Source organism: Nonomuraea sp. NPDC050227 (genome assembly GCF_044459705.1).
GTDB lineage: Bacteria > Actinomycetota > Actinomycetes > Streptosporangiales > Streptosporangiaceae > Nonomuraea.
This window is the reverse complement of record NZ_JBITJF010000003.1, coordinates 847,549-871,669: the sequence shown is the minus strand read 5'-3', so window position 1 is coordinate 871,669 and position 24,121 is coordinate 847,549. Positions and strand designations below refer to the sequence as shown.

Here is a 24,121-nt window from a genome sequence, read left to right as displayed (position 1 = left end):
TCGCAGGGACGGGGGACTACCAGCGCAGCAGCACGAGCTCGGAGCAGAAACCGGGGCCCATCGCGATGACCAGCCCCCAGCTCCCCGGCGCGGGCGGCTCCCCGGCCAGGGTGTCGCCGAGCACGTGCAGGACCGAGGACGACGACAGGTTGCCGTTGGCCGCCAGCGAGCGCCACGTCACGTCGAGCGCGCCCACGGGCAGCTCCAGCACCTCCGACACCGCCTCCAGCACCTTCGGCCCGCCCGGATGGCACACCCACGCCGTCACCTCCCCGGCCGTGATCCCGTGCTCGGCCAGGAACCCGTGCACGTCGTCGGCCAGGTAGCGGCGCACCACGGCGGGGACGCTGGCGTCCAGCATGACCCGGAACCCGGTGTCGCCCACCTGCCAGCCCATGACGTGCTCCGAGCCGGGATACAGGTGGCTGCGGGTGGCGACGACCGCGGGCCCGGCGGCGGGCCCGGCCGCGCCCCGCCCGCCGCCGCTGGCGACCACGGCCGCCGCGCCGTCGCCGAACAGCGCGCTGGCGACCAGGTTCGCGGGCGAGGAGTCGCCGCGCTGCAGGGTCAGCGAGCACAGCTCCACCGACAGCAGCACGGCCACGTGGTCCGGCCAGCCGCGCAGGTAGTCGTGCAGCCTGGCGATGCCCGCCGCGCCCGCCACGCAGCCCAGGCCGAACACGGGCACCCGCTTGACGTCGGGACGCAGCCCGAGCGCGGCGGCCAGCCGGGCGTCCACGGACGGCGCGGCGATGCCGGTCACCGACGTGAACATGATCAGGTCGACGTCGGTCGGCTCCAGCTCGGCGGCGTCCAGGGCAGCCTTCACGCTCTCCAGCCCCAGCTCGACCGCGACGGAGACGAAGGCGTCGTTGGCCGCGCCGAAGCCGTTCAGCTTCTCGTAGCGGTCGATTGGGAGGGCGAGGTTGCGGTGCTCCACGCGGGCGCTGCGGTGCAGCCGGTCCAGCAGGCGGCGGTCGGCGCCGTCGGGCAGGCACAGGCGGGCGGCCATGTCGGTGAGCTCGGACTGCGGGTAGCGGTGGGGAGGGAACGCACAACGGACTGCGGAGATTCGGGTCATGCAGTGCTCCCTCGACAGGTCGCCCACAACATCCACTCCCCGCACGCTTCCCGCAAGGATGGTCATTTAAGCCATACGCGGCGCGTGGGAATTCTCGTGCCGGATCTCCCGGTCTACGATCACCGTGTGACCGACCCGGATCCCGCGGCCGCCGCCGTCGTGCGCGGCGGGCCGGTCCGTACGGCCGTCGCGCTGGCGCTGGCCTGCCATCCGGGCCCGACCGTGGCCGTGACCGCCCTGGTCACCGCGCTGGCCGTGGCGGCGGGCCGGGACCCGGCCGGGTGCGTCCTGGTGGCCGCCGCCGTGCTGGCCGGGCAGTTGTCGATCGGCTGGTGCAACGACGCGCTCGACGCCGGACGCGACGCCGCCGCGGGGCGCACGGGCAAACCGGCCGCCGACGGCACGGTGAGCGTGACCGCCGTGCGGGTGGCCGCGCTGGCGGCCCTCGCCCTGTGCGTGCCGCTCTCGCTGGCCTCGGGCCGGACGGCGGGGCTGGCGCACCTGGCGGGCGTGCTGGGGGCCTGGGGGTACGACTTCGGCCTGAAGGCCACCGTCCTGTCGTGGGCGCCGTACGCCGTCGGGTTCGGGGTGCTGCCGGCGTTCGTGACGCTGGGGCTGCCCGGGGAGCCGTGGCCGGCGTGGTGGGCGGTCGCGGCGGCGGCGCTGCTGGGCGTGGGCGCGCACCTGGCCAACGTGCTGCCCGACATCGAGGGCGACCTGGTGACCGGCGTGCGCGGGTGGCCGCAGCGGCTGGGGGCGGCGCGCGTACGGCTGCTGGTGCCGGTGCCGCTGCTGGTCGCCACCTGCCTGCTCGTCCTCGGGCCCGCGGGCGGCCCCGGGGTGGCGGGATGGGCGGCCATGGCGGCCGCGGTGCTGCTCGCGGCCGGGGGAGCGCTGCTGGCCGGACGGTCCGCGCGGGCGCCGTTCGTCACCGCCGTCGCCGTGGCGGCCGTGAACGTTCTCCTGCTGCTCTCCAACGGCGCCGCCCTGACGGCCTGAGCCGACGGGGCCGTCCTGACGGTCTGAGCCTCGGTCAACCACGGTGGGGCAGGCGTGCCGCGCCGCGCAGCCAGCGCAGGCCCACCGCCAGGGCCAGCGGCGCGGGCACCGTCCCGGCCCCGAGCCCGACCTCCACCAGCAGGTCGAACACCTCCTTGCGGCGCGCGGCGGTCGCGATGGCCGCGTCGATGAACCCCGGCGACTGCGCCAGCCGGGCCAGCACGTCGGTCGTGCGCAGGTGCCGCCCCAGCGCGCCGCGAAGCTTGGCCCGGTACCGCGCCAGCGGGTCGCCCGCCGCCGCACCTGCCGCTTCGCCCGCCGCCTCGACGACCGCCTCGGCCGCCAGCCGTCCCGACAGCAGCGCGTAGTAGATGCCCTCGCCGGTCAGCGGGTTGATCAGCCCCGCCGCGTCCCCGGCGAGCAGCACCCGCCCGGCGCCCGGCGCGGGCCGCCCGGTCGACAGCGGCAGGTGATGGGCGCGCAGGTCGCGCGCGGGCCGGTCGGGCAGCAGCTCGGCCAGCCTGCCGTGCAGCACCTGGCGGCCCGGCGCCCCCGCCGCCCGCAGCCGGGGCAGCAGCATGCCGAACCCGACGTTCGCGGTGCCGTCGCCGATCGGGAACGACCACGCGTAGGCCGGCCAGCCCGCCCGCTGCATCGCGATGAGCTGCACGTCGTCGGCCTCGGGCACGTCGGCGTAGCCGCGCACGGCCAGGGCGGTGTGCCGCTCGCCCGCCGCGGGCAGCCCGATCAGCCGGCGCACCGCCGAGTAGGCCCCGTCGGCCGCCACCACCGCGCGGGCCCGCAGCCGCCCGTCCAGGACGACCCAGGCCCCGTCGTGGGCCAGCTCCCTGACGCGGTGGCGGCGCACCTCGACGCCCCTGGCCCCGGCCGCCGCCACCAGCCGCGCGTCGAACACCCGGCGCGGCACCACGTGGTTGGGCCGGGCCGCCTCGGCCGAGACGCGCAGCCCGCCCGGCGAGACCACGGTCAGCCGGGGCGTGGGCCGGTAGTCGTCGATGAGGTCCGGCAGGCCCAGCCGGGCCAGCTCGTCGCGGCCGTGCGCGGCGATGCCGTCGCCGCACGGCTTGTCGCGGGGGAAGCCGGCCCGGTCGAGCAGGACCACGCGCAGGTCCGGCCGCAGCTGGACGGCCCGCAGCGCCGCCGCCGAGCCCGCCGGTCCCGCGCCCACGACCGCCAGGTCCCATTCCTCACCCATGCGAGGTCTTGTCCCACTCCGCGCGGTGGAGGAAACCCGTTCCCGCCGGTGTCCCGGCCGGCGCGGTGGGGGAAGCCCGTTCCCGCCGGGTCAGGCCCGCGACAGCGCGCGGGCGGCGTGGATCAGGGGCACGTGGCTGAACGCCTGCGGGAAGTTGCCCACCAGGCGCCCGTAGCGCGGGTCGTACTCCTCGGCCAGCAGCCCGACGTCGTTGCGCAGTTCCAGCAGGCGTTCGAACAGCTCCCGTGCCTCCTCCTTGCGGCCCTGCATCGCCATCACCTCCACCAGCCAGAAGCTGCACGCCAGGAACGCGCCCTCACCGCCGGGCAGGCCGTCGACGTCGTTGTCGGCGGCCAGCGGATAACGCAGGACGAACCCGTCGGACATGAGCTCCTTCTCGATCGCCGCCACCGTGCCGGTCACGCGGGGGTCGTCGGGCGGCAGGAAGCCCACGACCGGGATCATCAGCAGCGCCGCGTCCAGCTCCGACGACCCGTACGACTGGGTGAAGGTGTTGCGGTGGGGGTCGAAGCCCTTGTCGCAGATCTCGGCGTGGATCGTGTCGCGCAGCGCGCGCCACCTGTCGACCGGGCCGGTGCGGCCGAAGCTCTCGACGTACCTGACGGCCCGGTCGAGGGCGACCCAGCACATCACCTTGGAGTGCACGAAGTGCCGGCGCGGGCCGCGCACCTCCCACAGGCCCTCGTCGGGCTCGTCCCAGTGCTCCTCCACGTACTCGAGGAGCTGGCGCTGGATCGACCAGGCGCGCTCGTCGGCGGCCAGGCCGCGGGAGCGGGAGACGTACAGGCAGTTCATCACCTCGCCGTAGACGTCGAGCTGGAGCTGCTGGACCGCCTCGTTGCCGATGCGGACCGGGCGGGAGCCCTCGTAGCCGTCCAGCCAGTCGAGGCGCAGCTCGGGCAGGCGGCGCTCGCCGGCGACGCCGTACATGATCTGCAGGTCCTGGGGACGCCCGGCGATGGTGCGCAGCAGCCAGGACCGCCAGTCGGCGGCCTCGTCGAGGTAGCCCGAGCTGATCAGCGCGTCGAGCGTCATCGTCGCGTCGCGCAGCCAGCAGAACCGGTAGTCCCAGTTGCGCACGCCGCCGATGTCCTCGGGCAGGGACGTGGTGGGCGCGGCCACGATGCCGCCGGTCGGCGCGTACGTCAGCCCCTTCAGCGTGATCAGCGACCGGGTCACCGCCTCCCGGTAGGGGCCCTGGTAGGCGCACCTGCCGACCCACTCGGTCCACATGGTCTCGGTCTCGGCGAGCTGCTCCTCGGCGTCGATGCGCGGCGGCATCGGCTCGTGGGAGGGGTGCCAGGTGAACACGAACGGCAGCCGGTCGCCCGCGTTGACGGTGAACGTGGCCCGGTGGGCGTAGTCGCCGCCCTTGAGCGGGACGGGGGAGTGCAGCCACACCGAGTCGGGGCCGCCGACGGCCTGCAGGTGGCCGTTCGTCCGGCGCACCCACGGCACGATGCGCCCGTAGTCGAAGCGCACGCGCAGCTGGGTGGAGACCTCGACGCTGCCCGAGACCCCCTCGACGATGCGCACGACGTCGGGGTTCCGGTCGCGCGGGGGCATGAAGTCGATCACCCGGACCGTGCCGGTCGGGGTGTCCCACTCGCTCTCCAGGATGAGCGTGTCGGGCCGGTAGCGGCGCCGGGTGGCCGGCCGCCGGGCCGTCGGGCCCAGCCACCAGTGGCCGTTGCGCTCGCTGCCGAGCAGGGCCGCGAAGCACGAGGGGGAGTCGAACCTGGGCAGGCAGAGCCAGTCGATGGAACCGTCCCTCGCCACCAGTGCGGCCGACTGCATGTCTCCGATCAGCGCGTAGTCCTCAATCCGCATGCCGAAGACGCTACTCGCGCGCGGGCGATCCCGCGCCGGGCCGGTCCTGTCGCGTCAGGACGGGCCCGGCGCGGGATCACGACAAGGGGAACCAGCGGGTGAACAGCTGGGTCAGCGGGCCGATGGCGAGGGCGAAGACCAGCGTCCCGACGCCGACGCTGCCGCCGAGCAGCCAGCCCACGGCCAGCACGGTGAGCTCGATGAGGAAGCGGGCCAGCCGGACGGACAGGCCGAGCCGCATCAGGCCGGTCATGACGCCGTCGCGCGGCCCCGGGCCCATGCCCGCCCCGATGTAGAGCACGGTGGCCAGCGCGATCGCGACCACGCCGAGCGCCACGTACAACGCCTGGACGGCCAGGTGGGACGGCGTGGGCAGCAGCAGGATCGCCGCGTCGGCGAACAGGCCGAGGAACACCACGTTGCTGATCGTGCCGAGGCCGGGCCGCTGGCGCAGCGGGATCCACAGCAGCATCACCAGGGCGCCGACGCCGATGATGACGGTGCCGATGGACACGTCCAGCCGCAGGGCCAGGCCCTGGTGGAAGACGTCCCAGGGGTCGTTGCCGAGGCCCGACTCCACCTGCAGCCCGATGCCGGCGCCGTACAGGGCCAGGCCGCCGTAGAGGCGCAGGAGGCGGGAGGGGAGGGAACTCAGGCGGGGGACGGTTGCTTCGCTCATGATGGCCCTATGGTGGCAGGCCAACTGGTTGCCAAAACAGGGCCAATCGTGGAAAGTGGCCTTATGAGGCATTTGTCGGCTACGCAGGTGGCCCGGCTGGTGGACGTCGATCCGGCCGCGCGGCCGTACTACCGCGCCCTGGCCGACGGCGTGCGCGCGCTCATCATGGACGGCCAGATCCCCGTACGCGTGCGCATGCCCGCGGAACGGCACCTGGCCGAGACCCTGGGCGTCAGCCGCACCACCGTCACCTCCGCCTACGACCTGCTGCGCGAGCGCGGCTACCTGGACAGCAGGCAGGGCTCGGGAAGCTGGACGACCCTGCCGGACCCGGCCACCACCCGCGAGAACCCCTGGCTGTCCACCGGCGACGACGGCCTGATCCAGCTCCACTGCGCCGCCCCGCCCGCGCCGTCCGCGCTGCGCGAGGCCATGGCCGAGGCCCTGGACGACCTGCCCAGGTACGGCATGGGCAACGGCTACGACCCCATGGGCCTGCCGGTCCTGCGCGAGCGCGTCGCCGCCCGCTACACCGAGCGCGGCCTGGCCACCCGGCCGGACCAGATCGTCGTCACCACCGGCTCCCAGCACGCCATCCAGCTCGTGGCCGGGCTGCTGATCGGCCCCGGCGACCCCGTCATGGTCGAGTCGCCGACCTACCCGCACGCCATCGACGTGGCCCGCCAGCACGGCGCCCGGATCGTGCCCTTCGGCATCTCGCACGAGGGCTGGCAGCCCGACCTGATGGCCGCCACGATGCGGCAGTCGGCCGCCCGCCTGGCCTACCTGATGCCCGACTTCCACAACCCCACCGGCGCCCTCATGGACGACGCCACCCGCGCCGCCGTCGCCGGCGCGGCCCGCCGCAACGACGTCATCCTGCTGGTCGACGAGACCTGGAGCGAGCTGGCCCTGGACGACGTGCCGCGCACCGCGCCGATGGCCGCCTTCGACACCGACAGCCGGGTGATCAGCATCGGGTCGGCGTCCAAGCTGTGGTGGGGCGGCCTGCGCATCGGCTGGATCCGCACCACGGCCGCCCTGGCCCGCCGGCTGGCCCGGCACCGCGCGGTCGTCGACATCTCCAGCCCGGTCATGGAGCAGCTGGTCACCGCCCGCCTGTTCGAGCGGATGGCGCAGACCCGCGCCGAACGCCTGCGCGGCCTGCGCGCCTCGCGGGACGCGCTGACCGCCGCGCTGGCCCGGCACCTGCCGGAGTGGACGTACACGCTGCCGCGCGGCGGCGGCACGCTGTGGGTGCGGCTCAACGGCGACACCTCCACCACGCTCGCCGACGCCGCCGTCTCCCACGGCGTGCGCCTGGCCCCCGGCCCCTGGTTCGGCCTGGAAGGCACCCTGGAGGGTTACCTGCGGCTGCCGTTCACCCTGCCGCCCGAGACGGTGGCCGACGCCGTCGCCCGCATCGCCCGCGCCCGCGTCCAGGGCCCCACCGGCGCCCGCCGCCACCCCGACTCGCTCGTGCCGATGGTGTGAGCGGCTCGCCCGTGCGTGGTGCGGGGGCTACTCGCGCGTGGTGCGGGGGTTAGGAGTGCTCCTCGGCGCCCTTGGCCAGGGGCGCTCGCCAGTTGCGGCGCATCGCGGTGATGCGCAGGCCGAAGGCCAGCAGCGCGGCGGCCAGCGTGGCCGGCCAGCCGTGCAGCCCGGCCGTGGACAGGCCCGCCATGACGGCCGAGCCCAGCAAGGCGGGCACCGCGTAGAGCTGGCGGTCGTACAGCAGGGTGGGGATCTCGCCGGCCAGCACGTCGCGGATCACGCCGCCGCCGACGGCCGTCGTGACGCCGAGGATGGTGGCGTGCAGCGGGCTGAGGCCGTACTCCAGGGCCTTCTCGGTGCCGACGGCCGCGAACAGGCCGAGGCCGGCCGCGTCGAGCACGAGGATGACCGGCATCACGCGGGCCACGTGCGGATGCCAGAAGAAGACGATCACCGTGGCGGCCACCGGCACCAGCACGTAACCCAGGCTCTGGAAGGCGGCCGGCCGCACGTTGAGAATGAGATCGCGGACCAGGCCGCCGCCGAGCGCGGTCATCTCGGCCAGGACGCCCATCCCGACCACGTCGAGCCGCTTGCGCACGCCCATGAGCGCACCGGTCAGTGCGAAGACAAAAATACCGACAAGGTCGAGAATTTCAGACACGTTGGATGTTTTTACCGGATCGGCGGCATGGCCGCCGCATGGTAGTGCTCGGCCATGAGCACCCGCAGTTTCCGCGTGAACAGGAACATCGCCACCCCGGCCGCGATCGCCATGATCGCCAGGACCAGGTAGTACATCGGGTCGGACAGGTACCGGGTGAGCCGCCCCGTCTGGCCGCCCACCGCGTCGCCCACCGACACCGCGATGAACCAGATCCCCAGCATCTGCCCCTTGAACGCCTCCGGCGCCAGCTTCGTCGTGACCGACAGCCCGACCGGGCTCAGCGACAGCTCGCCGAACACCTGGATCAGGTAGACCAGCACCAGCCACCACACCGACACCCGCCCGCCGGTCGCCAGCCCGGCGGCGATCGCCATCACCACGAAGCTCAGCCCCACCATGACCAGCGCGAACCCGAACTTCTGCGGCGTGCTCACCCGCACCCCGAGCTTCACCCACAACGCCGCGAACACCGGCACGAAGATCATGATGAACAGCGGGTTGAACGACTGCGTCGTCGCCGCCTGGATCGGCACCCCGAACAGCTCCAACCGGGTGTGGTCGGCGGCGAAGAACAGCAGCTTGCTCGGCGCCAGGTCGTAGATCATCCAGAAGATCGCCGCCGCGACGAACAGCCAGATGTAGGCCTTCATCCGGCTGCGCTCCTCGTCGGTGAGGCTGTGGCTGCCCAGCAGGATGTAGGCGAAGTAGACCACCGGCACGATCAGGATGACGATCGTGATCGCCAGCGCCAGGCGGTCGATGGTGAGCGTGCCCGTGGCCGCCCACGCGCCGAGCGCGAGCGCGGTCACCGCCACGCCCGCCCCGGCCACCCGGCCGAACCGGCGGCGCTCGGGCGGCGTCAGCCGGACGCCGGGACGCTCCCCGACGCCGCGCAGGTTCCGGCCGCCCCAGACGTACTGCAGCAGGCCGAGGGCCATGCCGACGGCGGCGGCGCTGAAGCCCAGGTGCCAGCGGTCGCCGTCGGCCAGCCAGCCGACGACGAGGGGCGCGAAGAAGGCGCCCAGGTTGATGCCCAGGTAGAACAGGGAGAAGCCGGCGTCGCGGCGGCCGTCCTCGTCCTCGCCGTACAGGCGGCCGACCATGACCGAGATGTTCGGCTTGAGCAGGCCCGTGCCGCTGATGATGAGCAGCAGCCCCAGCCAGACGAAGAACGACGTCGTCACCGGGATCGCCATGCTGATGTGGCCGAGCATGATGACGAACCCGCCCCAGAACACCGACCTGCGCGCCCCCAGCACGCGGTCGGCGATCCAGCCGCCGGGCAGCGCCACCAGGTAGATCAGCGCCCCGTAGACGCCGACCACCGCCTGCGCGGTCTCCTGCGACATGCCGAGGCCCTTGTGGGCCGGCGAGGCCGCCATGAACGTGGCCAGGATCGCCCGCAGGCCGTACCAGCTGAAGCGCTCCCACATCTCCGTGGAGAACAGGGTCGCCAGCCCCCACGGATGCCCGAAGAAGGTCCTTCCGCCCTTGCTCATGCCCGCCCCCCGAGACACGTACGGCACCTGGACGATCACTCTACGTGACTGTCCCGACTGTTTCCCGCCTGGGCCTTGCCGCTGTCCGGAGGGTGTGGTGCGATGCATGCCACCTGTGCAAGTGATTACTGACTGGAGGCGGGTGCCATGGCCGAAGTCCTCGACGTACGGGCCGACATCGAGCGGGAGATCGCCGGTCGCACGGTCTGCGAACAGCTCAGGCAGGTGGCCGCCCGGCACCCCGACGCACCCGCGTACTCCGACCCCGAAGGCTCCGGCGGCTGGACGACGTTGACCTACGGGCAGGCGCGGCGGCGCATCCTGGAGATCGCGGCCGCGTTCGCCGCCCTCGGCCTGCGGCGCGGCGAATCAGTCGCGATCATGATGGTCAACCGCAGCGAGCACGTGCTGGCCGACCTCGGCGCCGTGCACGCCGGCGGCGTGGGCTGCACGGTCTACTCCACCTTCGCGCCCGACCAGATCGCGTTCGTGGCCGGCGACGTGGGCGCCCGCTTCGCCGTGCTGGGCGGCCCCGCCGAGCTGGCCCGCTGGCAGCCGGTGCTCGACCGGCTCGACGGCCTGCGCCGGATCATCATGCTCGACGGCGCCCCCGACGACGAGCGCTTCCTGTCCTGGGCCGACTTCCTCGACCTGGGCCGCGCCCGCCTGGCCGAGGACGAGGCCGCCGTCGAGGCCCGCGCCCGCGAGGTGGCCGCCGGCGACGTCGTCACCGTGCTCTACACCTCGGGCACCACCGGCATGCCCAAGGGCGTGCCGCTCACCCACACCAACGTCTTCTACGAGGCCGCCGCCACCGACCGCATCACCTCGCTGCCGACGCACGGCACCCAGATCTCCTACCTCACCTACGCCCACATCGCCGAGCGCATCCTCAGCCTCTACCTCCCGCTGGTCAAGATGTCGCACGTGCACTTCTGCACCGACCTGGCCAACCTCGGGGCCACGCTCGGCCAGGTCAGGCCGATGATGTTCTTCGGCGTGCCGCGCGTGTGGGAGAAGATGATGGCCCGGCTGCTGGCCGTGCTCGCCACGCAGCCGCCCGAGCAGCAGGCCGCCGTACGCCAGGCCATGGCGGCCGGCGCCGCCTACGTCGAGGCCGGCCAGTACGGCGGCACGATCACCCCCGAGATCCAGGCCGCCTACGACAAGGCCGACGCGGCCCTGCTGTCGGTCGTCCGCGGCATGATCGGCTTCGACCGCGCCGAGTGGACCGCGACCGGCGCCGCCCCTCTGCCCGCCGAGGTCCAGCACTTCTACGCCGGTCTCGGACTCAAGGTCATCGACGTCTACGGCATGACCGAGACCACCGGCGCCTTCACCGGCAACAGCCCCTCCTGCTACCGCCTGGGCACCGTCGGCAGGGCCGAGCCCGGCGTCGAGGTGCGCATCGCCGAGGACGGTGAGATCCTCACCCGCAGCCCGCTCAACACCGGCGGCTACCTCAACCGCCCCGAGGCCACCGCCGAGCTGCTCGACGCCGACGGCTGGCTGCACACCGGCGACATCGGCACGGTCGACGACGACGGCTTCTACCGCGTCGTCGACCGCAAGAAGGAGCTCATCATCACCGCCGGCGGCGAGAACGTCTCGCCCGCCGAGATCGAGAACCACCTCAAGGAGCACCTGCTCATCGGCCAGGCCCTCGCCTACGGCGACAACCGCCCGCACCCGGTGGCCGTCCTGACCCTCGACGGCGAGACCGCGCCGGGCTGGGCGCAGGCCCGCGGCATCGGCTTCACCTCCCTGGCCGAGCTGGCCGAGCACCCCGACGTCCTCAAGGAGGTCGCGGCCGCCGTCGAGGCCGCCAACGCCAGGCTGGCCAGGGTGCAGCAGGTCAAGCGGTGGGCGCTGCTCGGCACCGAGTGGACCGCCGAGACCGAGGAGCTCACCCCGAGCCTGAAGCTGAAGCGGCGCGTCATCCACGCCAAGTACGCCGACATCATCGAGTCCCTCTACGGCGAGGCGCGCTGATCTCCGGCCCCCGTCGGCTTTGCCATAAGGGGTGCGTGTCGCGGTCCTGGTCATGACCGGGCGGTTCCTAGCGTCTCGCTCATGACCAGAAGCCTCCTTCTCGTCTCGCTCGCGGCGGGGTCGCTCACGGCGCCCGTGCCTGCGTATCCCGCCGCGACCGAGCTCGCCATCCGCGCCATCACCGTACGGCCCGCGAACCCGGTCGTGGGTGCCCACGACTCGGTGAGCCTGGTGATCGACGTGATCGCGCGGGGCGCGCGCGGCAAGAACGGCGTCACCGTCAAGGTGGAGCCCGGCGCACCGCCCGGCCCGCTGCTGTCGGCCAAGCCCCCGGTCGAGGACGCCGCCGACCTCCCGCCCGCCGCCGACCTCCCGCCCGCCGCCGAACCCGGCCTCCAGCCTCCGGCCCTTTCCGGGCCGCCGTCGTCCTCCTCGTCCTGGACGCCCGGGACGTCCTCGGCGCCCGCCGAGTCCTCTGGGCCCGCCGGGTCCGCCGAGTCCTCTGGGCCCTCCGGATCTTCGGCGTCGCCGGTCGGCCCGGCCGGCGCCGCGCCGGGGAGCGCGTACGCGCATCCGGCTTCCGGCGGCCCGGCCGAGGGGCTGCGGGCCCTGATGCCGCTGCCCCTGACGGTCGTCGCCGATCCAGCTGCCGCCGATCCAGGTGTCGCAGAGCCGAGGGTCGAGCTGCAGAAGGCCCCGTCCACCGGCACGCTGCCGCCCCGGCTGGTGTGGCGGCAGGGGGCGACTCCGCCGGCCCGGATGGCGGCCGACTGGCAGACCTGGCGTTTCCTGCCCGACAAGAAGCTGAACCGCTTCTACCCGACCGGCACCTGGACGATCAGCGCCACCGCCAGGGACGCCGACGGCGCCACGGTCACCGAGTACGCCTCCTTCGAGCTCAGAAGGGCGACCAGGTTGTCGTCCGTCCGGGTGGAGAGGTCGCCGAAGTCCGCCGGCGGCGTGCGCCTGCGCGGCTCGCTGACCAGGATCGACCCGCGCGGCTTCACCGACTTCGGGCCGTACGCCAAGCAGCGGCTGCGGCTCCAGTGGCGCGGGGAGGGCTCGCCGGCCTGGGAGGACGTGGCCGAGACGACGACCGACGCGGCCGGGGCCTTCGTGCAGACGGTGCCGCCCAGGAGAGGCGGCCTGTGGCGCGTGCACTTCCCAGGAAACCCCCACTACGCGCCATACACCACTAAACCCCGACAAATCGCCAGTTAACATAATAAAACACGCACAAAAATCCGCCGGGGTATTTGTCGTTATCTAATCGTGATCTGTCGTATCGCAACTTTTCTTTACCCTTACGCGTCATTAGGCGTTGACGTGTCCCGTCCCTGGGGCGCGTCCGAGACGGGGAAGGATTTGTTTTTGATGATGCGACGTCTAGCCGCCGGACTGGCCGCGGCCGCTCTGGGCGCCACGATGGTGGCCACCGCCGCCGCCGCGCCCGCCCTGGCGGACACGGACCCCGATCCCGACTTCGCGGGCGGGAGCACGAGCCTCCAGCTCGACGTCAACCCCGAGCCGGCGCGGCGCGGCAGGGCCCTCGACATCCAGGGCAAGCTGTCGGTGTCCTGCGACGAGGACTACATCAGCGGGTTCGTCGCGGTGCACCACGCCGACTACTGCAAGGACAGCGAGCGCTGGCACCGTCTGGCGTGGAAGCGGGTCGTGATCCTCTTCCAGGCCGACGGCAGCGACAAGTGGGACTACGTCGAGTCGGTGCGCACGAACCGGGACGGCTCCTTCAGCACCAGCGAGCGGGCCTACACCTCGGGCACCTGGCGTGCCGTCTTCGAGGGCTCCAGGTACCTGGCCCCCTCCGAGGGCAAGGACTGGGTGAAGGTCTACGGCGGCGGCCACCGCCACTAGCGGCACCGGCGGAAGCCCGGCCTCACGGCCGGGCTTCCGGCATGTCCGGCCCCGTTGCCGGGCCGGTTGTCGCCGTCAGTAGCCCACGGCGACCTGCACCCGGTGGTGCCGCGGGTCCTCGATCTCGGCCACCACCGCCGCCGCCAGATCGGCGTAGGAGAACACCGGCCCGCCCTCCTCGGCGGCCATGACCTGCTCCCCGCCGAACAGGTGCCGCCCGCTGCGCTCCGCCCGGTCGTCCAGCACCACCGGCGGCGGCGCGATCACCACCCAGTCCAGCGCCCCGCCCTCCTCACGGAGGACCTCCAGCTCGGCGGCGTGCCCGAGGGAGAACGTCCGGGCGTCCTCGGGGAAGCCGGGGGTGTCCACCAGCCGCGTCCCCGGCGCGACCTCCAGCAGGGTGCCGATGCCCAGCGCCACCAGCCGGGGCACGCCCGCTGCCGCCAGCCCGCCGGTCAGCGCCCGCGCCGCCGCCGTGTAGAACTCCGCGGACGGCACGTCCAGCCGGACGCTCGCCTGCACCGCCACGTCGTGCCCCGCCGCGACCGCCGCCACGCTCTCCCGGTCGGTCACGTCACCGGCGACCACCCGCACGCCCTCGCCGGACGGCCCCGCGTACCGGGCCGGGTCGCGCACCACGGCCGTCACCTCGTGCCCCCGCTCCACGGCCTGCCCGACCACCCGCGCGCCGGCCCGTCCGCCCGCGCCGAAAACCACGATCCTGCTCATCGTCCACCACTCCGTCCGGCGGCCGGCACACCCGGCCGCGCCCGGCAGACGGTAGACGCCCGATGGTCACTTCCCGCAACGATAGTGAGCTCCCGCCGCCTAGCATGGACGTCATGGCCGAACCCCTTGACCCCGACATGTTCGCCGCCTGTGTCCACACCGCCCCCGTCCGCGTCGGCGACAAGTGGACCGCCAAGATCATCCGTTGTCTGGAGCAGGGCCCGAGACGCTTCACCGAGCTGCAGGTCCCGCTGCGCGGCATCACCCCGAAGGTCCTCACCGAGTCCCTGCGCGCCATGGAACGCGACGGCCTGCTCACCCGCACGGCCTACGCCGAGATCCCGCCCCGCGTCGAGTACGAGCTGACCCCCCTCGGCCGCAGCCTGCTCGCGCCCATGGCGGCCGGCTGCGAGTGGTCCAGGCAGCACCTGTCGGAGCTCATCGACGCCCGCGAGTCCTGGCACGCCGCCCACTCCTGACGATCCCGTCCCGGCGGCCCCACGGAATCGATCACCGGCGCGGCGCGTTGCCTGCCAGGGACAGGCAGGCGGTTTTGAGCGCCGCGCGACACCCGTCGTAGTCTGGCTCTCTGGCGAAACGGACAGGAGGTGACGCCCCATGTTGCGAGACTCGTTCGGACGGGTGGCGACGGATCTGCGGGTGTCCCTCACGGACAAGTGCAATCTGCGCTGCACGTACTGCATGCCGCCCGAAGGGCTCGACTGGCTGCCCAAGGCCCAGTTGCTGACGGCCGACGAGATCGTCCGGCTGGTGCGCATAGGCGTCGAGCGGCTGGGCGTCACCGAGGTGCGCTACACCGGCGGCGAGCCGCTGCTGCGGCGCGAGCTGGTCGACATCGTCGCCCGCACCACCGCCCTCGACCCGCGTCCCCAGGTGCTGCTGACCACCAACGGCATCGGCCTGGCCCGGCTGGCCGAGCCGCTGGCGCGGGCCGGCCTCGACCGGGTCAACGTCTCACTCGACACGCTCGACCCGGCCACGTTCAAGCAGCTCGCCCACCGCGACCGGCACGCCGACGTCATCGCGGGGCTGGCCGCCGCCGACGCGGCGGGCCTGCGCCCGGTCAAGGTCAACGCAGTGCTCATGCGCGGCGTCAACGACCACGAGGCCGTGCCGCTGCTGCGCTTCTGCCTGGAGCGCGGCTACGAGCTGCGCTTCATCGAGCAGATGCCGCTCGACGCCCAGCACGGCTGGACCCGCGAAGGCATGATCACCGCCGACGAGATCCTCGAACGCCTCTCGGCCGCCTTCGACCTGACCCCCGACGACCTGGAGCAGCGCGGCAGCGCCCCGGCCGAGCGGTTCCTGGTCGGCGGCGGCCCGGCCCGGGTCGGCGTGATCGGCTCGGTGACGCGCCCGTTCTGCGGCGCCTGCGACCGGGTCCGGCTCACCGCCGACGGCCAGGTGCGCAACTGCCTGTTCGCCACCGAGGAGTCCGACCTCAAGTCCGCCATGCGCGCGGGCGCCTCCGACGACGACCTGGCCGCCCGCTGGGTCGCCGCGGTCGCCCGCAAGCGCGCCGGGCACGGCATCGACGACCCGTCCTTCCTCCAGCCGTCCAGGCCGATGTCGGCCATCGGCGGCTGACGATGCTCTTCGACGCGGTCGTCCTGGCCGGGGGAGCGGCCCGCCGCCTGGGCGGCGCCGACAAGCCCGGCCTGGCCGTCGGCGGCCGTCCGCTGGTCGAGCGGGTGGTCGCGGCGGCGTCCTGCGCGCGCCGCACGGTCGTCGTCGGGCCGCGCCGGGAGCTGCCCGGGGTCGTGTTCACGCGGGAGGACCCGCCGGGCGGCGGGCCCGTCCCCGCGCTGGCCGCCGGGTTGCGCGAGGTCGAGGCGCCGTGGCTGGTGCTGCTCGCCGGCGACCTGCCGTTCCTGACGGCCGCGCACGTGCGGGAGCTGCTGGCGGCGGCCCGTCCCGGCGCGGGAGCGGTCATGGTCGACGACGACGGCCGCGAGCAGTGGCTCGTCGGCGCCTGGCCGGTGCCGCAGCTGCGGGCGGCGCTCGCCGCCTACCCCGGGCGTTCCCTCAAGGGCCTGCTCGGCCCCCTGACCGGAACGCGGCTGGCCTCGCCGGGCCGGCCGTGGTTCGACTGCGACACGATGGACGACCTGAAGGAGGCTCGCATGAACGTACTCGCCGAGTGGACGGCCCTGGTGTGCAGGGAGCTGGGCGTCGACCCCGCCCGGGTGGACCGCGACCTGGTCCTCGACCTGACCAAGGAGGTCGCCCACGGGGTGGCCAGGCCCGCCGCGCCGCTCACCGCCTACCTGCTCGGGCTGGCCCAGGGCGCGGGCAGCGCCCCTGAGGACGCCGTGGCCAGACTGGTCACATTGGCGAAGAACTGGGAGCAGGCGACCACCGAGACGCTGACTGACGGCTGACACTCGAACGAACTCTTGAAGTCAAGCCGACCGCTTCCTCCAGATTTCCTGTGAATTGCGAGGAGGAGGGCGGTGTAAACGATTTCGGGAAAGCGGTCCTATCGGACTCCGGCCGGCGTGGGGGACTGATCGTCCAATGCAAAGGGCTGGCCAGGAAAAGGGCGACGCCGGGTGGTTACGGGGGCAAACCACCCGGCGTCGCTTCATCGGCGTTCCGACGGGGGCCCGGAACGCCGGCACCAGCACTCCGACGGGGGACCGGAGCGCTTGCCTAAAGCGTACACCTACAACCCATGGGATGCGTCAAGACTTAGTCACGACCCGATCTCGCGTCGATGCAGCGGTATCTCGGTTTGGTTAGCCTCGGGGGACTGAAAGTGGGGCGGCGGCGCGCCCTCGCTGCGCTCATTGGCCCCGATTACGGCAATGTATGGCAAAAACACTGCCCCGGCGATGAACAGCAGCCGGTAGGGCCACGGCACCGGCACCACGACCGCCAGGATCAGGCAGATCGTCCGGATGCCCATCTTGATCAGGTAGGCGACCTCACGCTTGCGGATGTCCGCCGTGAGCGAGGGTCTGGCGTCGGTGACCTGGTGGACGTCCGGCTTCTTGCGCCACCCCTTCATACCTTCCACGGTAGACCTCGTACGGGCAGGGCGCGACGGCGCGGCCGGGCGATGAGGAGGGTCATGCGATCATGGCCTTCGAGTAAGGAGGATGGGGAGATGACGGATCGAACGTATCGGGTCACTGAGATAGTCGGCACGTCGGGGGAGAGCCTTGACCAGGCCATCCGCAACGGCCTCCAGCGGGCCTCGCAGACCCTGCGCCACCTGGACTGGTTCGAGGTCACCGAGATCCGCGGCCACCTCGACGGAGGCGAGATCGCGCACTACCAGGTGGGCATGAAGGTGGGCTTCCGCCTGGAGGACTCCTGACCGTCCCCCGACGGCCCGGGGCCGGCGCCCCGGCACACCGGACCCCCGTCCCGGCCCCGGCCCGCCCTGCGGCCCGCTGGAGGCCCGGACGGCGGCCGGCAGGACGACGCCCGCCGCCCCGCTCGATCGCGGGACGGCGGGCGCGCCCGGCAGCCGTACGGCCGTGATGTACGGCCCTGACGTACGGCGGGGTCAGCTCGCCTGGCTGACCGTCGACATGTTGAAGTCCGGCACCCGCAGCGGCGGCATCACCGTGCGCTGGAAGTAGTCGTTCCACTCGCGGGGCAGCGTGCGCTCGGCCGCCCCCACCTCCGTGACGCGCCCGAGCAGGTCGACCGGGCTCTCGTTGAACCGGAAGTTGTTCACCTCGCCGACGACCTCGCCGTGCTCCACCAGGTAGACGCCGTCGCGGGTGAGGCCCGTGACCAGCAGCGTCTGGGGATCGACCGCGCGGATGTACCACAGGCAGGTGACGAGCAGTCCGCGCCGCGTGGAGGCGATCATCTCCTCCAGCGACCGGGCGCCCTCCGCCGGGCCGGACATGACCAGGTTGTCGATGCCGGGCGTCACCGGCAGCCCGCTCAGCTCGGCCGAGTAGCGCGTCTGGAGCAGCGACTCCAGCCGGCCGTCCCTGATCCAGTCGGTGGGGCCCAGCGGCAGGCCGTTGTCGAACACCGAGCTGTCGCGGCTGGAGGCGTGCGCGGTGACGAACGGCGCGCACGAGATGCCCGCGGCCCGGGGATCGCTGGACAGCGTGATCGGCAGCGTGGCGAGCTGCTCGCCCACCCGCGTGCCGCCGCCCGGCCCGGAGAACACCGAGCGGCCGTCGAGCGCGTCCCTGGCGCCCGAGGACCAGTACAGGTAGATCATCAGGTCGGCCACCGCGCTCGGCGGCAGCAGCGTCTCGTAGCGGCCCGCGGGCAGGTCGACCCGGGTCTTGGCCCACTCCAGGCGCTGGGCCAGCGAGGCGCCGAGCGCGGCCACGTCGACGTCGGCGAAGTCCTCGGTGAACACGCCGGTCCAGGCCGACCGCTTCAGGTCGCCGGACTTGGCGTTGAGCTCCAGGCGGCCGGTCGGCTGGTCGTGCCGCAGCCGCACGCCGGTGGAGGTGCCGAGAAAGGTCGAGGTGAGGGAGTGCTCGGCGAAGCCGTAGAGCTTCCTGTCGCCGGACTCGGCGGCCGAGAACGCCTCGCCGAGCGCGGGCGCGAACCGCTCGAACACCCCGATGTCGGTCGGCCGCACCTCGTCGTCCCAGCCGGGCGCGGCCGGGCCGCCCTCGACCAGCGGGCGGGCGTCCTCGGCGGGCCGGGCCTCGCGGGCCGCCCGGTCGGCCGCCGCGACCACGTCGGGGAGCTGGTCGGCGCGCACGGCCGAGCGCGAGACCACGCCCACGCCCTGCCCGGCCACCGAGATCACGGTCAGCCGGGACGAGCGGGCCACGCCGTTGGTGGTCAGCGTGTTGCCCGCGAAGCGCAGGTTGGCCGTGGAGCCCTCGTCCACCAGCACCACGCAGCCGTCGTTCGCGGAGAGCTCCAGAGCCCTCTCCACCATCTCCTGCGGGGTAGTCACTTGCCGCCCTCCTGCACCGTGTTGAGCACGCGCACGCCCCTGAACAGCGCCGACGGGCATCCGTGGCTGACCGGCGCGACCTGCCCCGGCTGGCCCTTGCCGCAGTTGAAGGCGCCGCCCAGCACGTACGTGCCCGGCCCGCCGACGCCGTCCATCGACTGCCAGAAATCGGTCGTGGTGGCCTGGTAGGCGAAGTCTCTGACCTGCCCGGCCAGCTTCCCGTGCGAGATCCGGTACGCCCGCTGCCCGGTGAACTGGAAGTTGTAGCGCTGCATGTCGATCGACCAGCTCTTGTCGCCCACGATGTACAGGCCGCGCTCCACGCCCGCGATCAGCTCCTCGGTGGAGGGCCCGCCGGGCGCGGCGGCCAGCGACACGTTCGCCATGCGCTGGATCGGCATGTGGCCGGGGGAGTCGGCGAACGCGCACCCGTTGGAGCGCCCGAACCCCTTCATCAGCGCCATCCGCCGGTCGAGCTGGTAGCCCACCAGCACGCCGTCCTTGACGATGTCGAAGCTCTGCCCCCGCACGCCCTCGTCGTCGTAGCCGACCGTGGCCAGGCCGTGCGTGACCGTGCGGTCGCCGGTGACGTTCATCAGCGGCGAGCCGTAGACCAGCTCGCCGAGCTGGTCGAAGGTGGCGAAGCTGGTGCCGGCGTAGGCGGCCTCGTAGCCCAGCGCGCGGTCGAGCTCGGTGGCGTGGCCGATCGACTCGTGGATCGTCAGCCACAGGTTGGACGGGTCGATCACCAGGTCGTAGTCGCCCGCCTCGACCGAGGGCGCGGCCAGCTTCTCGGCCAGCAGCTCGGGCAGCCGGCCCAGCTCGGCCGGCCAGTCCCAGCCCGTGCCGGTCAGGTACTCGTAGCCGCGGCCGACCGGCGGCGCGATCGTGGACATGTCGTCGAAGCCGCCCTCGTGCGCCTTCATCGCGTTGAGCGACGGATGCACCCGCACGCGCTGCTGCGTGGTCACCGTGCCCGCGGTGTCGGCGTAGAACTTCTGCTCCTTGACCTGCAGCAGCCGCGCCGAGACGTGGTCGGCGCCCTTGAGCAGCCCGGCCGACCAGTCGGCCAGCAGCCCCACCTTGTCGGCGGAGGGCACCTCGAACGGGTCGACGTCGTAGTCGGAGACCCACACCGCGTCGGCGTGCACCGGCTCGGGCGCCAGCTCGATGGGCTCCCGGTTGACCGGCGCGCTCACCTCGGCCACCCGCACCGCCTGCTCGGCCACCGCCGCGGCGGCCTGCGGGGTCAGGTGGATGCCGGCCGCGAACCCCCATGTGCCACCCTTGACGACACGGACCGCGTAGCCGAGGTCGTCGGCGTCGAGCGCGCCTTCGAGGCGGGCGTCGTACAGGCGCAGCGTCTCGGCCCTGACGCGTTCGAGCCGGAAGTCGGCGTGCTCGGCGCCGAGGTCGCGGGCGCGTTGCAGGGCCGCGTCCGCGAGCTGCCGCAGCGGCAGTTCCAGGAAATCGGGATCGATCTGGCGCATGTCCACGATCCTAACCCTGTGATCTTGTGCCACCCGGACAAGCGGATACCCGCAAGTAAGAGATAGCGTCAGATGCCATGGCACGCTCTGTACTCGTCACCGGAGGCAATCGCGGCATCGGCCTCGCGATCGCCCGTGAACTCGCCGCGGCCGGCGACGCCGTCGCGGTCACCTACCGATCGGGGGAGCCGCCGGAGGGTCTGTTCGGCGTCCGCTGCGACGTCACCAGCACGGCCGAGGTCGAGGCCGCCTTCGACAAGGTCGAGGCCGAGCAGGGGCCGGTCGAGGTCCTCGTCTCCAATGCGGGCATCACCAAGGACACCCTGCTGGCGATGATGAAGGAGGAGACCTTCACCGACGTCATCGACGCCAACCTGACCGGGGCCTACCGCGTGGCCAAGCGCGCCATCAGGCCCATGATGAAGATCAAGCGCGGCCGCATCATCCTCATCTCCTCCGTGGTCGGCCTGTCCGGTCAGGCGGGCCAGGCCAACTACGCCGCCTCCAAGGCCGGCCTGGTCGGCTTCGCCCGCTCCCTGGCCCGCGAGTACGGCTCGCGCAACATCACCGTCAACGTGGTGGCGCCCGGCTTCGTGGCCACCGACATGACGTCCGGCCTCGACCAGGAGGCCATCGTCAAGAACATCCCGCTCGGGCGGCAGGCCGCCCCCGCGGAGATCGCGCGCGTCGTCCGCTTCCTGGCCGGCGACGACGCCTCGTACATCACCGGGGCCGTGATCCCGGTCGACGGCGGACTCGGAATGGGGCACTGACGTGGGAATTCTCGAAGGCAAGCGGATCCTCGTGACCGGCGTGCTCACCGACGCCTCCATCGCCTTCTCGGTGGCCAAGCTGGCCCAGGAGGAGGGCGCCACGGTGGTGCTCACCGGGTTCGGCCGGCTGAGCCTGGTCGAGCGCATCGCCAAGCGGCTGCCCCAGACCCCGCCGGTGCTGGAGCTCGACGTCCAGGACACCGACCAGCTCGACACGCTGGCCGCCCGCGTGGGCGAGCACGTCGACGGGCTCGACGGCGTCGTGCACTCCATCGGCTTCGCGCCGCAGAGCGCCCTCGGCGGCAACTTCCTCAACACGCCGTGGGAGGACGTCGCCACCGCCCTGCAGGTCTCCACGTACTCGTTCAAGTCGCTGGCCGTGGCCTGCCTGCCGCTGATGAAGGAGGGCGGCGCGGTCGTCGGCCTCGACTTCGACGCCTCCAAGGCCTGGCCGGTCTACGACTGGATGGGCGTGGCCAAGGCCGGCCTCGAGTCGTGCAGCCGCTACCTCGCCCGCGACCTGGGCAAGCACAACATCCGGGTCAACCTGGTCTCGGCCGGGCCGCTGCGCACGATGGCCGCCAAGTCGATCCCGGGCTTCAAGGAGTTCGAGGAGAGCTGGCCCGAGCGCTCGCCGCTGGGCTGGGACCTCACCGACACCGTCCCGGCCGCCAAGGCGTGCGTGGCGCTCATGTCCGACTGGTTCCCCGCCACCACCGGCGAGATCGTGCACGTCGACGGCGGCGCGCACGCGATCGGCGGCTGAGCGCGCCTCACGCCAGGCGGTGCCTGCCGCTGCTGCCCGCCGGGGCCGGCTCGAACGGGATCGACTCGCTCGGCTCGGCCCGGTGCCGCCGCTGCTGCACGATCCGGGTGGCCAGCACCGCCGACCCCAGCAGCACGATCGTCAGCACGGTGCCCAGCACGTCCTGAGCCGGCGGGCTGGGCCGCACCACTCGCTGGTCGCGCAGCGGCACGGCCAGCTCGCGCCCGAACGGGTTGGGCCACAGCAGCTCCACCCGCGAGTCGTCGGGATCGGCGGTCGGCTCCTCGGCGGTGACCGGCCGCTCGTCGTCCAGCGTGTACGGCTGTGGCTGCGGCGGCGTGGGCGGCTGCGTCGGCAGCGGCGCGGTGGCCTCGTCGGTCTCGCGCTCGTGCGGCCGGTCGCTCCGGCGGCGCCCGGTCCCGGTCCCGGTCTCGGTCTCGGTCCCGGGCGAGGCCGTCGGGGTGGGGTAGGCCGTCAGCGACGGGAGCACGCCCTGGTCGTCGCAGGCCAGCACCGGCAGGCACACGTCCTTCAGCGTCTCGGGCACCAGGTCGCTGTGGCTGGGGCTGGGGGAGGGGCGGTCCGAGTGGGACGGTTTGGCGGGCCTGCCGGTCGGCACGGCGTCGCCGACGGTGCCGAGCACCTCGCCGGTGGCCTTGTCGACGCCCTTGGTCACCGGGTCGGCCTTGCCGCCGGTCACGTCGTCGACCGTGCCCGTGAGCGCGCCGACGACGTCGCACAGCGTGTCGGTGACGCCCGAGAGCAGCCCACCCTCGCCCGGGCAGCCCTGGACGGCGGCGGCGGAAGCGGCCGGCGCCCCCGCCGGGATCGCCGCCAGCGCCACCGCGAGCACCCCGGCCGAGATCGCGGTCCTGCTCCCCATCCGTCCCCTCCTGTGTCGCTTCAGGAGGAAATCCTTATGGACAAGGCCCGTCAGACGCAGGCTTTTTCCCGGTAAAGTTGCGATTCGGTATCGACTAGTGATACGCGAGATGGATTCTCGTTCGTCGTCAGTCGAGCGAGGACACGTCATCGAGCGCCTCCCGGATCTCGATCGGGAGCACGACGTCCTCGGCCGACAGAATCCCTTTGAGCTGCGTGTGGGTGCGGGCGCCGACGATCGCCGAGGCCACCCCGGGCTGGTCGCGCACCCACGACAGGGCCACCGCCAGCGGCGAGACGCCGAGCCCGTCGGCGGCGGTGGTGACCGACTCGACCACGCTGCGGCCGCGCTCGTCGAGATAGGGACGGACGAAGTCGGCGAAGTGCGGCGTCGCGGCGCGGGAGTCGGCCGGGATGCCGGTGCGGTACTTGCCGGTCAGCACGCCCCGGCCGAGCGGCGACCAGGCCAGCACGCCGACGTCGAGGTGGGCGGCGGCGGGCAGCAGCTCGCGCTCGGGCTCGCGGGCCAGCAGCGAGTACTCGACCTGGGCCGAGGTGATCGGGATGCGGCCGGGGACCGACTTCTGGGTGACGGCGGCGGCGGCGAGCTGCCAGCCCGCGTAGTCGCAGACGCCGGCGTAGACGGCCCGGCCGGAGGAGACGATCGCGTCGAGGGCGGCCAGGGTCTCCTCCAGCGGCACCTCGGCGTCGTAGGTGTGCAGCTGCCACAGGTCGACGTAGTCGAGGCCGAGCCGGTTGAGCGACTCGTCGACGGCGGCGATCAGGTGGCGCCTGGAGGCGTCGCGCGGCCGGCGGCCGGTCGGGGTGACCACGGCCTTGGTGGAGATCACCAGCTCCGAGCGCGGCACGGAGTCGCGCAGCATGCGGCCGAGCAGCCGCTCGGAGTCGCCCCCGGTGTAGACGTCGGCGGTGTCGACGAGGGTGCCGCCCGCGTCGAGGAAGGAACGGAGCTGGGCGGCCGCCTCCTCCGGGTCGGTGTCACGGCCCCAGGTCATCGTGCCGAGCCCCAGCCGGGACACCGACAGGCCGCTGCGGCCGACATAGCGCTGCTCCATGATCCCGCCAGGTTACCAAGAACGGGCTCGCCCGCCAGTCCGCCGCTCCAATGTCCTGCCTGGTGAGGAGCGTGGCGGCGGGTGGATGCGAAGTTTTCTCGCAGGTGCGTGAAACATGGTGATCCGCGCCTGCGACACTT

23 protein-coding genes are annotated in these 24,121 nt (G+C 72.9%); 11 read left to right on the top strand and 12 right to left on the bottom strand.

The window, feature by feature from the left end; all coding sequences use genetic code 11:
• Positions 1-16 precede the first annotated feature (16 nt).
• Positions 17-1,081 carry a type III polyketide synthase gene (locus ACIBK9_RS16310; protein WP_397158798.1) on the bottom strand — a complete coding sequence of 355 codons (1,065 nt, stop codon included), beginning with the start codon at positions 1,079-1,081 and terminating at the stop codon, positions 17-19.
• 126 nt (positions 1,082-1,207) lie between these two features.
• On the opposite strand from ACIBK9_RS16310, the gene ACIBK9_RS16305 reads away from it, so the two are divergent.
• Positions 1,208-2,080, top strand: a complete 873-nt coding sequence (locus ACIBK9_RS16305) for a UbiA family prenyltransferase (protein ID WP_397158796.1) — start codon at positions 1,208-1,210, stop codon at positions 2,078-2,080.
• A 34-nt stretch (positions 2,081-2,114) separates the two neighbouring features.
• On the opposite strand, the gene ACIBK9_RS16300 is transcribed toward ACIBK9_RS16305, so the two are convergent.
• From ACIBK9_RS16300 to ACIBK9_RS16290, 3 genes are all read right to left on the bottom strand, one after another.
• Positions 2,115-3,296, bottom strand: coding sequence for an NAD(P)/FAD-dependent oxidoreductase (locus ACIBK9_RS16300; protein ID WP_397158794.1), 1,182 nt, complete (start codon positions 3,294-3,296; stop codon positions 2,115-2,117).
• A gap of 90 nt (positions 3,297-3,386) precedes the next feature.
• A complete protein-coding gene (locus ACIBK9_RS16295; RefSeq protein WP_397158792.1) occupies positions 3,387-5,147 on the bottom strand; it encodes a glycoside hydrolase family 15 protein in 1,761 nt (586 codons plus the stop codon).
• Between the two features lie 76 nt (positions 5,148-5,223).
• Positions 5,224-5,826: a hypothetical protein gene (locus ACIBK9_RS16290; protein ID WP_358302308.1), complete on the bottom strand. Its 603-nt coding sequence runs from the start codon at positions 5,824-5,826 to the stop codon at positions 5,224-5,226.
• Positions 5,827-5,889: 63 nt separating this feature from the next.
• On the opposite strand from ACIBK9_RS16290, the gene ACIBK9_RS16285 reads away from it, so the two are divergent.
• Positions 5,890-7,320 carry a PLP-dependent aminotransferase family protein gene (locus ACIBK9_RS16285; protein ID WP_397158790.1) on the top strand — a complete coding sequence of 477 codons (1,431 nt, stop codon included), beginning with the start codon at positions 5,890-5,892 and terminating at the stop codon, positions 7,318-7,320.
• A 49-nt stretch (positions 7,321-7,369) separates the two neighbouring features.
• Here ACIBK9_RS16285 and ACIBK9_RS16280 read toward each other — a convergent pair whose 3' ends face one another.
• Together ACIBK9_RS16280 and ACIBK9_RS16275 are read right to left on the bottom strand one after the other, a co-directional pair.
• Positions 7,370-7,984, bottom strand: a complete 615-nt coding sequence (locus ACIBK9_RS16280) for a trimeric intracellular cation channel family protein (RefSeq protein WP_352363435.1) — start codon at positions 7,982-7,984, stop codon at positions 7,370-7,372.
• A gap of 11 nt (positions 7,985-7,995) precedes the next feature.
• Entirely contained in the window at positions 7,996-9,486 is a 1,491-nt protein-coding gene (locus tag ACIBK9_RS16275; RefSeq protein WP_387680147.1) for a peptide MFS transporter, read from the bottom strand.
• Between the two features lie 147 nt (positions 9,487-9,633).
• Between ACIBK9_RS16275 and ACIBK9_RS16270 the strand changes: the two genes are divergently transcribed.
• The 3 genes from ACIBK9_RS16270 (at position 9,634) to ACIBK9_RS16260 (ending at position 13,353) form a co-directional block, all read left to right on the top strand.
• Complete coding sequence (locus ACIBK9_RS16270; RefSeq protein ID WP_397158787.1) at positions 9,634-11,478, top strand: AMP-dependent synthetase/ligase; 1,845 nt, start codon at positions 9,634-9,636, stop codon at positions 11,476-11,478.
• Between the two features lie 81 nt (positions 11,479-11,559).
• Positions 11,560-12,699, top strand: coding sequence for a hypothetical protein (locus ACIBK9_RS16265; RefSeq protein ID WP_397158785.1), 1,140 nt, complete (start codon positions 11,560-11,562; stop codon positions 12,697-12,699).
• A 153-nt stretch (positions 12,700-12,852) separates the two neighbouring features.
• Positions 12,853-13,353 (top strand): hypothetical protein, encoded by a 501-nt coding sequence (locus ACIBK9_RS16260; protein ID WP_387680155.1) that lies wholly within the window; start codon positions 12,853-12,855, stop codon positions 13,351-13,353.
• Between the two features lie 75 nt (positions 13,354-13,428).
• On the opposite strand, the gene ACIBK9_RS16255 is transcribed toward ACIBK9_RS16260, so the two are convergent.
• The gene (locus ACIBK9_RS16255; protein ID WP_397158783.1) at positions 13,429-14,082 is read right to left on the bottom strand and encodes an NAD(P)-dependent oxidoreductase; all 654 of its coding nucleotides are present in this window, start codon (positions 14,080-14,082) and stop codon (positions 13,429-13,431) included.
• 113 nt (positions 14,083-14,195) lie between these two features.
• On the opposite strand from ACIBK9_RS16255, the gene ACIBK9_RS16250 reads away from it, so the two are divergent.
• The 3 genes from ACIBK9_RS16250 (at position 14,196) to ACIBK9_RS16240 (ending at position 16,484) form a co-directional block, all read left to right on the top strand.
• Positions 14,196-14,561 (top strand): winged helix-turn-helix transcriptional regulator, encoded by a 366-nt coding sequence (locus ACIBK9_RS16250; RefSeq protein ID WP_397158781.1) that lies wholly within the window; start codon positions 14,196-14,198, stop codon positions 14,559-14,561.
• Between the two features lie 139 nt (positions 14,562-14,700).
• Complete coding sequence (gene moaA, locus ACIBK9_RS16245) at positions 14,701-15,690, top strand: GTP 3',8-cyclase MoaA (RefSeq protein WP_397158779.1); 990 nt, start codon at positions 14,701-14,703, stop codon at positions 15,688-15,690.
• Between the two features lie 2 nt (positions 15,691-15,692).
• Positions 15,693-16,484, top strand: coding sequence for an NTP transferase domain-containing protein (locus ACIBK9_RS16240; protein WP_397158777.1), 792 nt, complete (start codon positions 15,693-15,695; stop codon positions 16,482-16,484).
• A 314-nt stretch (positions 16,485-16,798) separates the two neighbouring features.
• On the opposite strand, the gene ACIBK9_RS16235 is transcribed toward ACIBK9_RS16240, so the two are convergent.
• Entirely contained in the window at positions 16,799-17,113 is a 315-nt protein-coding gene (locus ACIBK9_RS16235; RefSeq protein WP_357977208.1) for a DUF3099 domain-containing protein, read from the bottom strand.
• A 99-nt stretch (positions 17,114-17,212) separates the two neighbouring features.
• Here ACIBK9_RS16235 and ACIBK9_RS16230 point away from each other — a divergent pair, with 99 nt between their 5' ends.
• Positions 17,213-17,425: a dodecin gene (locus tag ACIBK9_RS16230; protein ID WP_125642491.1), complete on the top strand. Its 213-nt coding sequence runs from the start codon at positions 17,213-17,215 to the stop codon at positions 17,423-17,425.
• 192 nt (positions 17,426-17,617) lie between these two features.
• On the opposite strand, the gene ACIBK9_RS16225 is transcribed toward ACIBK9_RS16230, so the two are convergent.
• Positions 17,618-18,976, bottom strand: coding sequence for a metallopeptidase TldD-related protein (locus ACIBK9_RS16225; RefSeq protein ID WP_397158998.1), 1,359 nt, complete (start codon positions 18,974-18,976; stop codon positions 17,618-17,620).
• Positions 18,977-18,990: 14 nt separating this feature from the next.
• Positions 18,991-20,484 carry a TldD/PmbA family protein gene (locus tag ACIBK9_RS16220; protein WP_352327883.1) on the bottom strand — a complete coding sequence of 498 codons (1,494 nt, stop codon included), beginning with the start codon at positions 20,482-20,484 and terminating at the stop codon, positions 18,991-18,993.
• Positions 20,485-20,561: 77 nt separating this feature from the next.
• On the opposite strand from ACIBK9_RS16220, the gene ACIBK9_RS16215 reads away from it, so the two are divergent.
• Positions 20,562-21,257 (top strand): beta-ketoacyl-ACP reductase, encoded by a 696-nt coding sequence (locus ACIBK9_RS16215; RefSeq protein ID WP_358008091.1) that lies wholly within the window; start codon positions 20,562-20,564, stop codon positions 21,255-21,257.
• Position 21,258: 1 nt separating this feature from the next.
• Entirely contained in the window at positions 21,259-22,023 is a 765-nt protein-coding gene (gene fabI, locus ACIBK9_RS16210; protein ID WP_352327881.1) for an enoyl-ACP reductase FabI, read from the top strand.
• A gap of 7 nt (positions 22,024-22,030) precedes the next feature.
• Here fabI and ACIBK9_RS16205 read toward each other — a convergent pair whose 3' ends face one another.
• Together ACIBK9_RS16205 and ACIBK9_RS16200 are read right to left on the bottom strand one after the other, a co-directional pair.
• The gene (locus ACIBK9_RS16205) at positions 22,031-22,906 is read right to left on the bottom strand and encodes a hypothetical protein (protein WP_397158774.1); all 876 of its coding nucleotides are present in this window, start codon (positions 22,904-22,906) and stop codon (positions 22,031-22,033) included.
• Between the two features lie 127 nt (positions 22,907-23,033).
• On the bottom strand, positions 23,034-23,981 hold the full coding sequence (locus ACIBK9_RS16200; protein WP_352327879.1) for an aldo/keto reductase: 948 nt from the start codon (positions 23,979-23,981) through the stop codon (positions 23,034-23,036).
• Positions 23,982-24,121 lie beyond the last annotated feature (140 nt).

Coding starts and splice junctions, on each gene's coding strand:
- ACIBK9_RS16310 (WP_397158798.1), bottom strand. CDS start 1,081: ATGACCCGAATCTCCGCAGTCCGTTGTGCGTTCCCTCCCCACCGCTAC.
- ACIBK9_RS16300 (WP_397158794.1), bottom strand. CDS start 3,296: ATGGGTGAGGAATGGGACCTGGCGGTCGTGGGCGCGGGACCGGCGGGC.
- ACIBK9_RS16295 (WP_397158792.1), bottom strand. CDS start 5,147: ATGCGGATTGAGGACTACGCGCTGATCGGAGACATGCAGTCGGCCGCA.
- ACIBK9_RS16290 (WP_358302308.1), bottom strand. CDS start 5,826: ATGAGCGAAGCAACCGTCCCCCGCCTGAGTTCCCTCCCCTCCCGCCTC.
- ACIBK9_RS16285 (WP_397158790.1), top strand. CDS start 5,890: ATGAGGCATTTGTCGGCTACGCAGGTGGCCCGGCTGGTGGACGTCGAT.
- ACIBK9_RS16275 (WP_387680147.1), bottom strand. CDS start 9,486: ATGAGCAAGGGCGGAAGGACCTTCTTCGGGCATCCGTGGGGGCTGGCG.
- ACIBK9_RS16270 (WP_397158787.1), top strand. CDS start 9,634: ATGGCCGAAGTCCTCGACGTACGGGCCGACATCGAGCGGGAGATCGCC.
- ACIBK9_RS16265 (WP_397158785.1), top strand. CDS start 11,560: ATGACCAGAAGCCTCCTTCTCGTCTCGCTCGCGGCGGGGTCGCTCACG.
- ACIBK9_RS16260 (WP_387680155.1), top strand. CDS start 12,853: ATGATGCGACGTCTAGCCGCCGGACTGGCCGCGGCCGCTCTGGGCGCC.
- ACIBK9_RS16255 (WP_397158783.1), bottom strand. CDS start 14,082: ATGAGCAGGATCGTGGTTTTCGGCGCGGGCGGACGGGCCGGCGCGCGG.
- ACIBK9_RS16250 (WP_397158781.1), top strand. CDS start 14,196: ATGGCCGAACCCCTTGACCCCGACATGTTCGCCGCCTGTGTCCACACC.
- moaA (WP_397158779.1), top strand. CDS start 14,701: ATGTTGCGAGACTCGTTCGGACGGGTGGCGACGGATCTGCGGGTGTCC.
- ACIBK9_RS16240 (WP_397158777.1), top strand. CDS start 15,693: ATGCTCTTCGACGCGGTCGTCCTGGCCGGGGGAGCGGCCCGCCGCCTG.
- ACIBK9_RS16235 (WP_357977208.1), bottom strand. CDS start 17,113: ATGAAGGGGTGGCGCAAGAAGCCGGACGTCCACCAGGTCACCGACGCC.
- ACIBK9_RS16230 (WP_125642491.1), top strand. CDS start 17,213: ATGACGGATCGAACGTATCGGGTCACTGAGATAGTCGGCACGTCGGGG.
- ACIBK9_RS16225 (WP_397158998.1), bottom strand. CDS start 18,976: ATGGTGGAGAGGGCTCTGGAGCTCTCCGCGAACGACGGCTGCGTGGTG.
- ACIBK9_RS16220 (WP_352327883.1), bottom strand. CDS start 20,484: ATGCGCCAGATCGATCCCGATTTCCTGGAACTGCCGCTGCGGCAGCTC.
- ACIBK9_RS16215 (WP_358008091.1), top strand. CDS start 20,562: ATGGCACGCTCTGTACTCGTCACCGGAGGCAATCGCGGCATCGGCCTC.
- ACIBK9_RS16205 (WP_397158774.1), bottom strand. CDS start 22,906: ATGGGGAGCAGGACCGCGATCTCGGCCGGGGTGCTCGCGGTGGCGCTG.
- ACIBK9_RS16200 (WP_352327879.1), bottom strand. CDS start 23,981: ATGGAGCAGCGCTATGTCGGCCGCAGCGGCCTGTCGGTGTCCCGGCTG.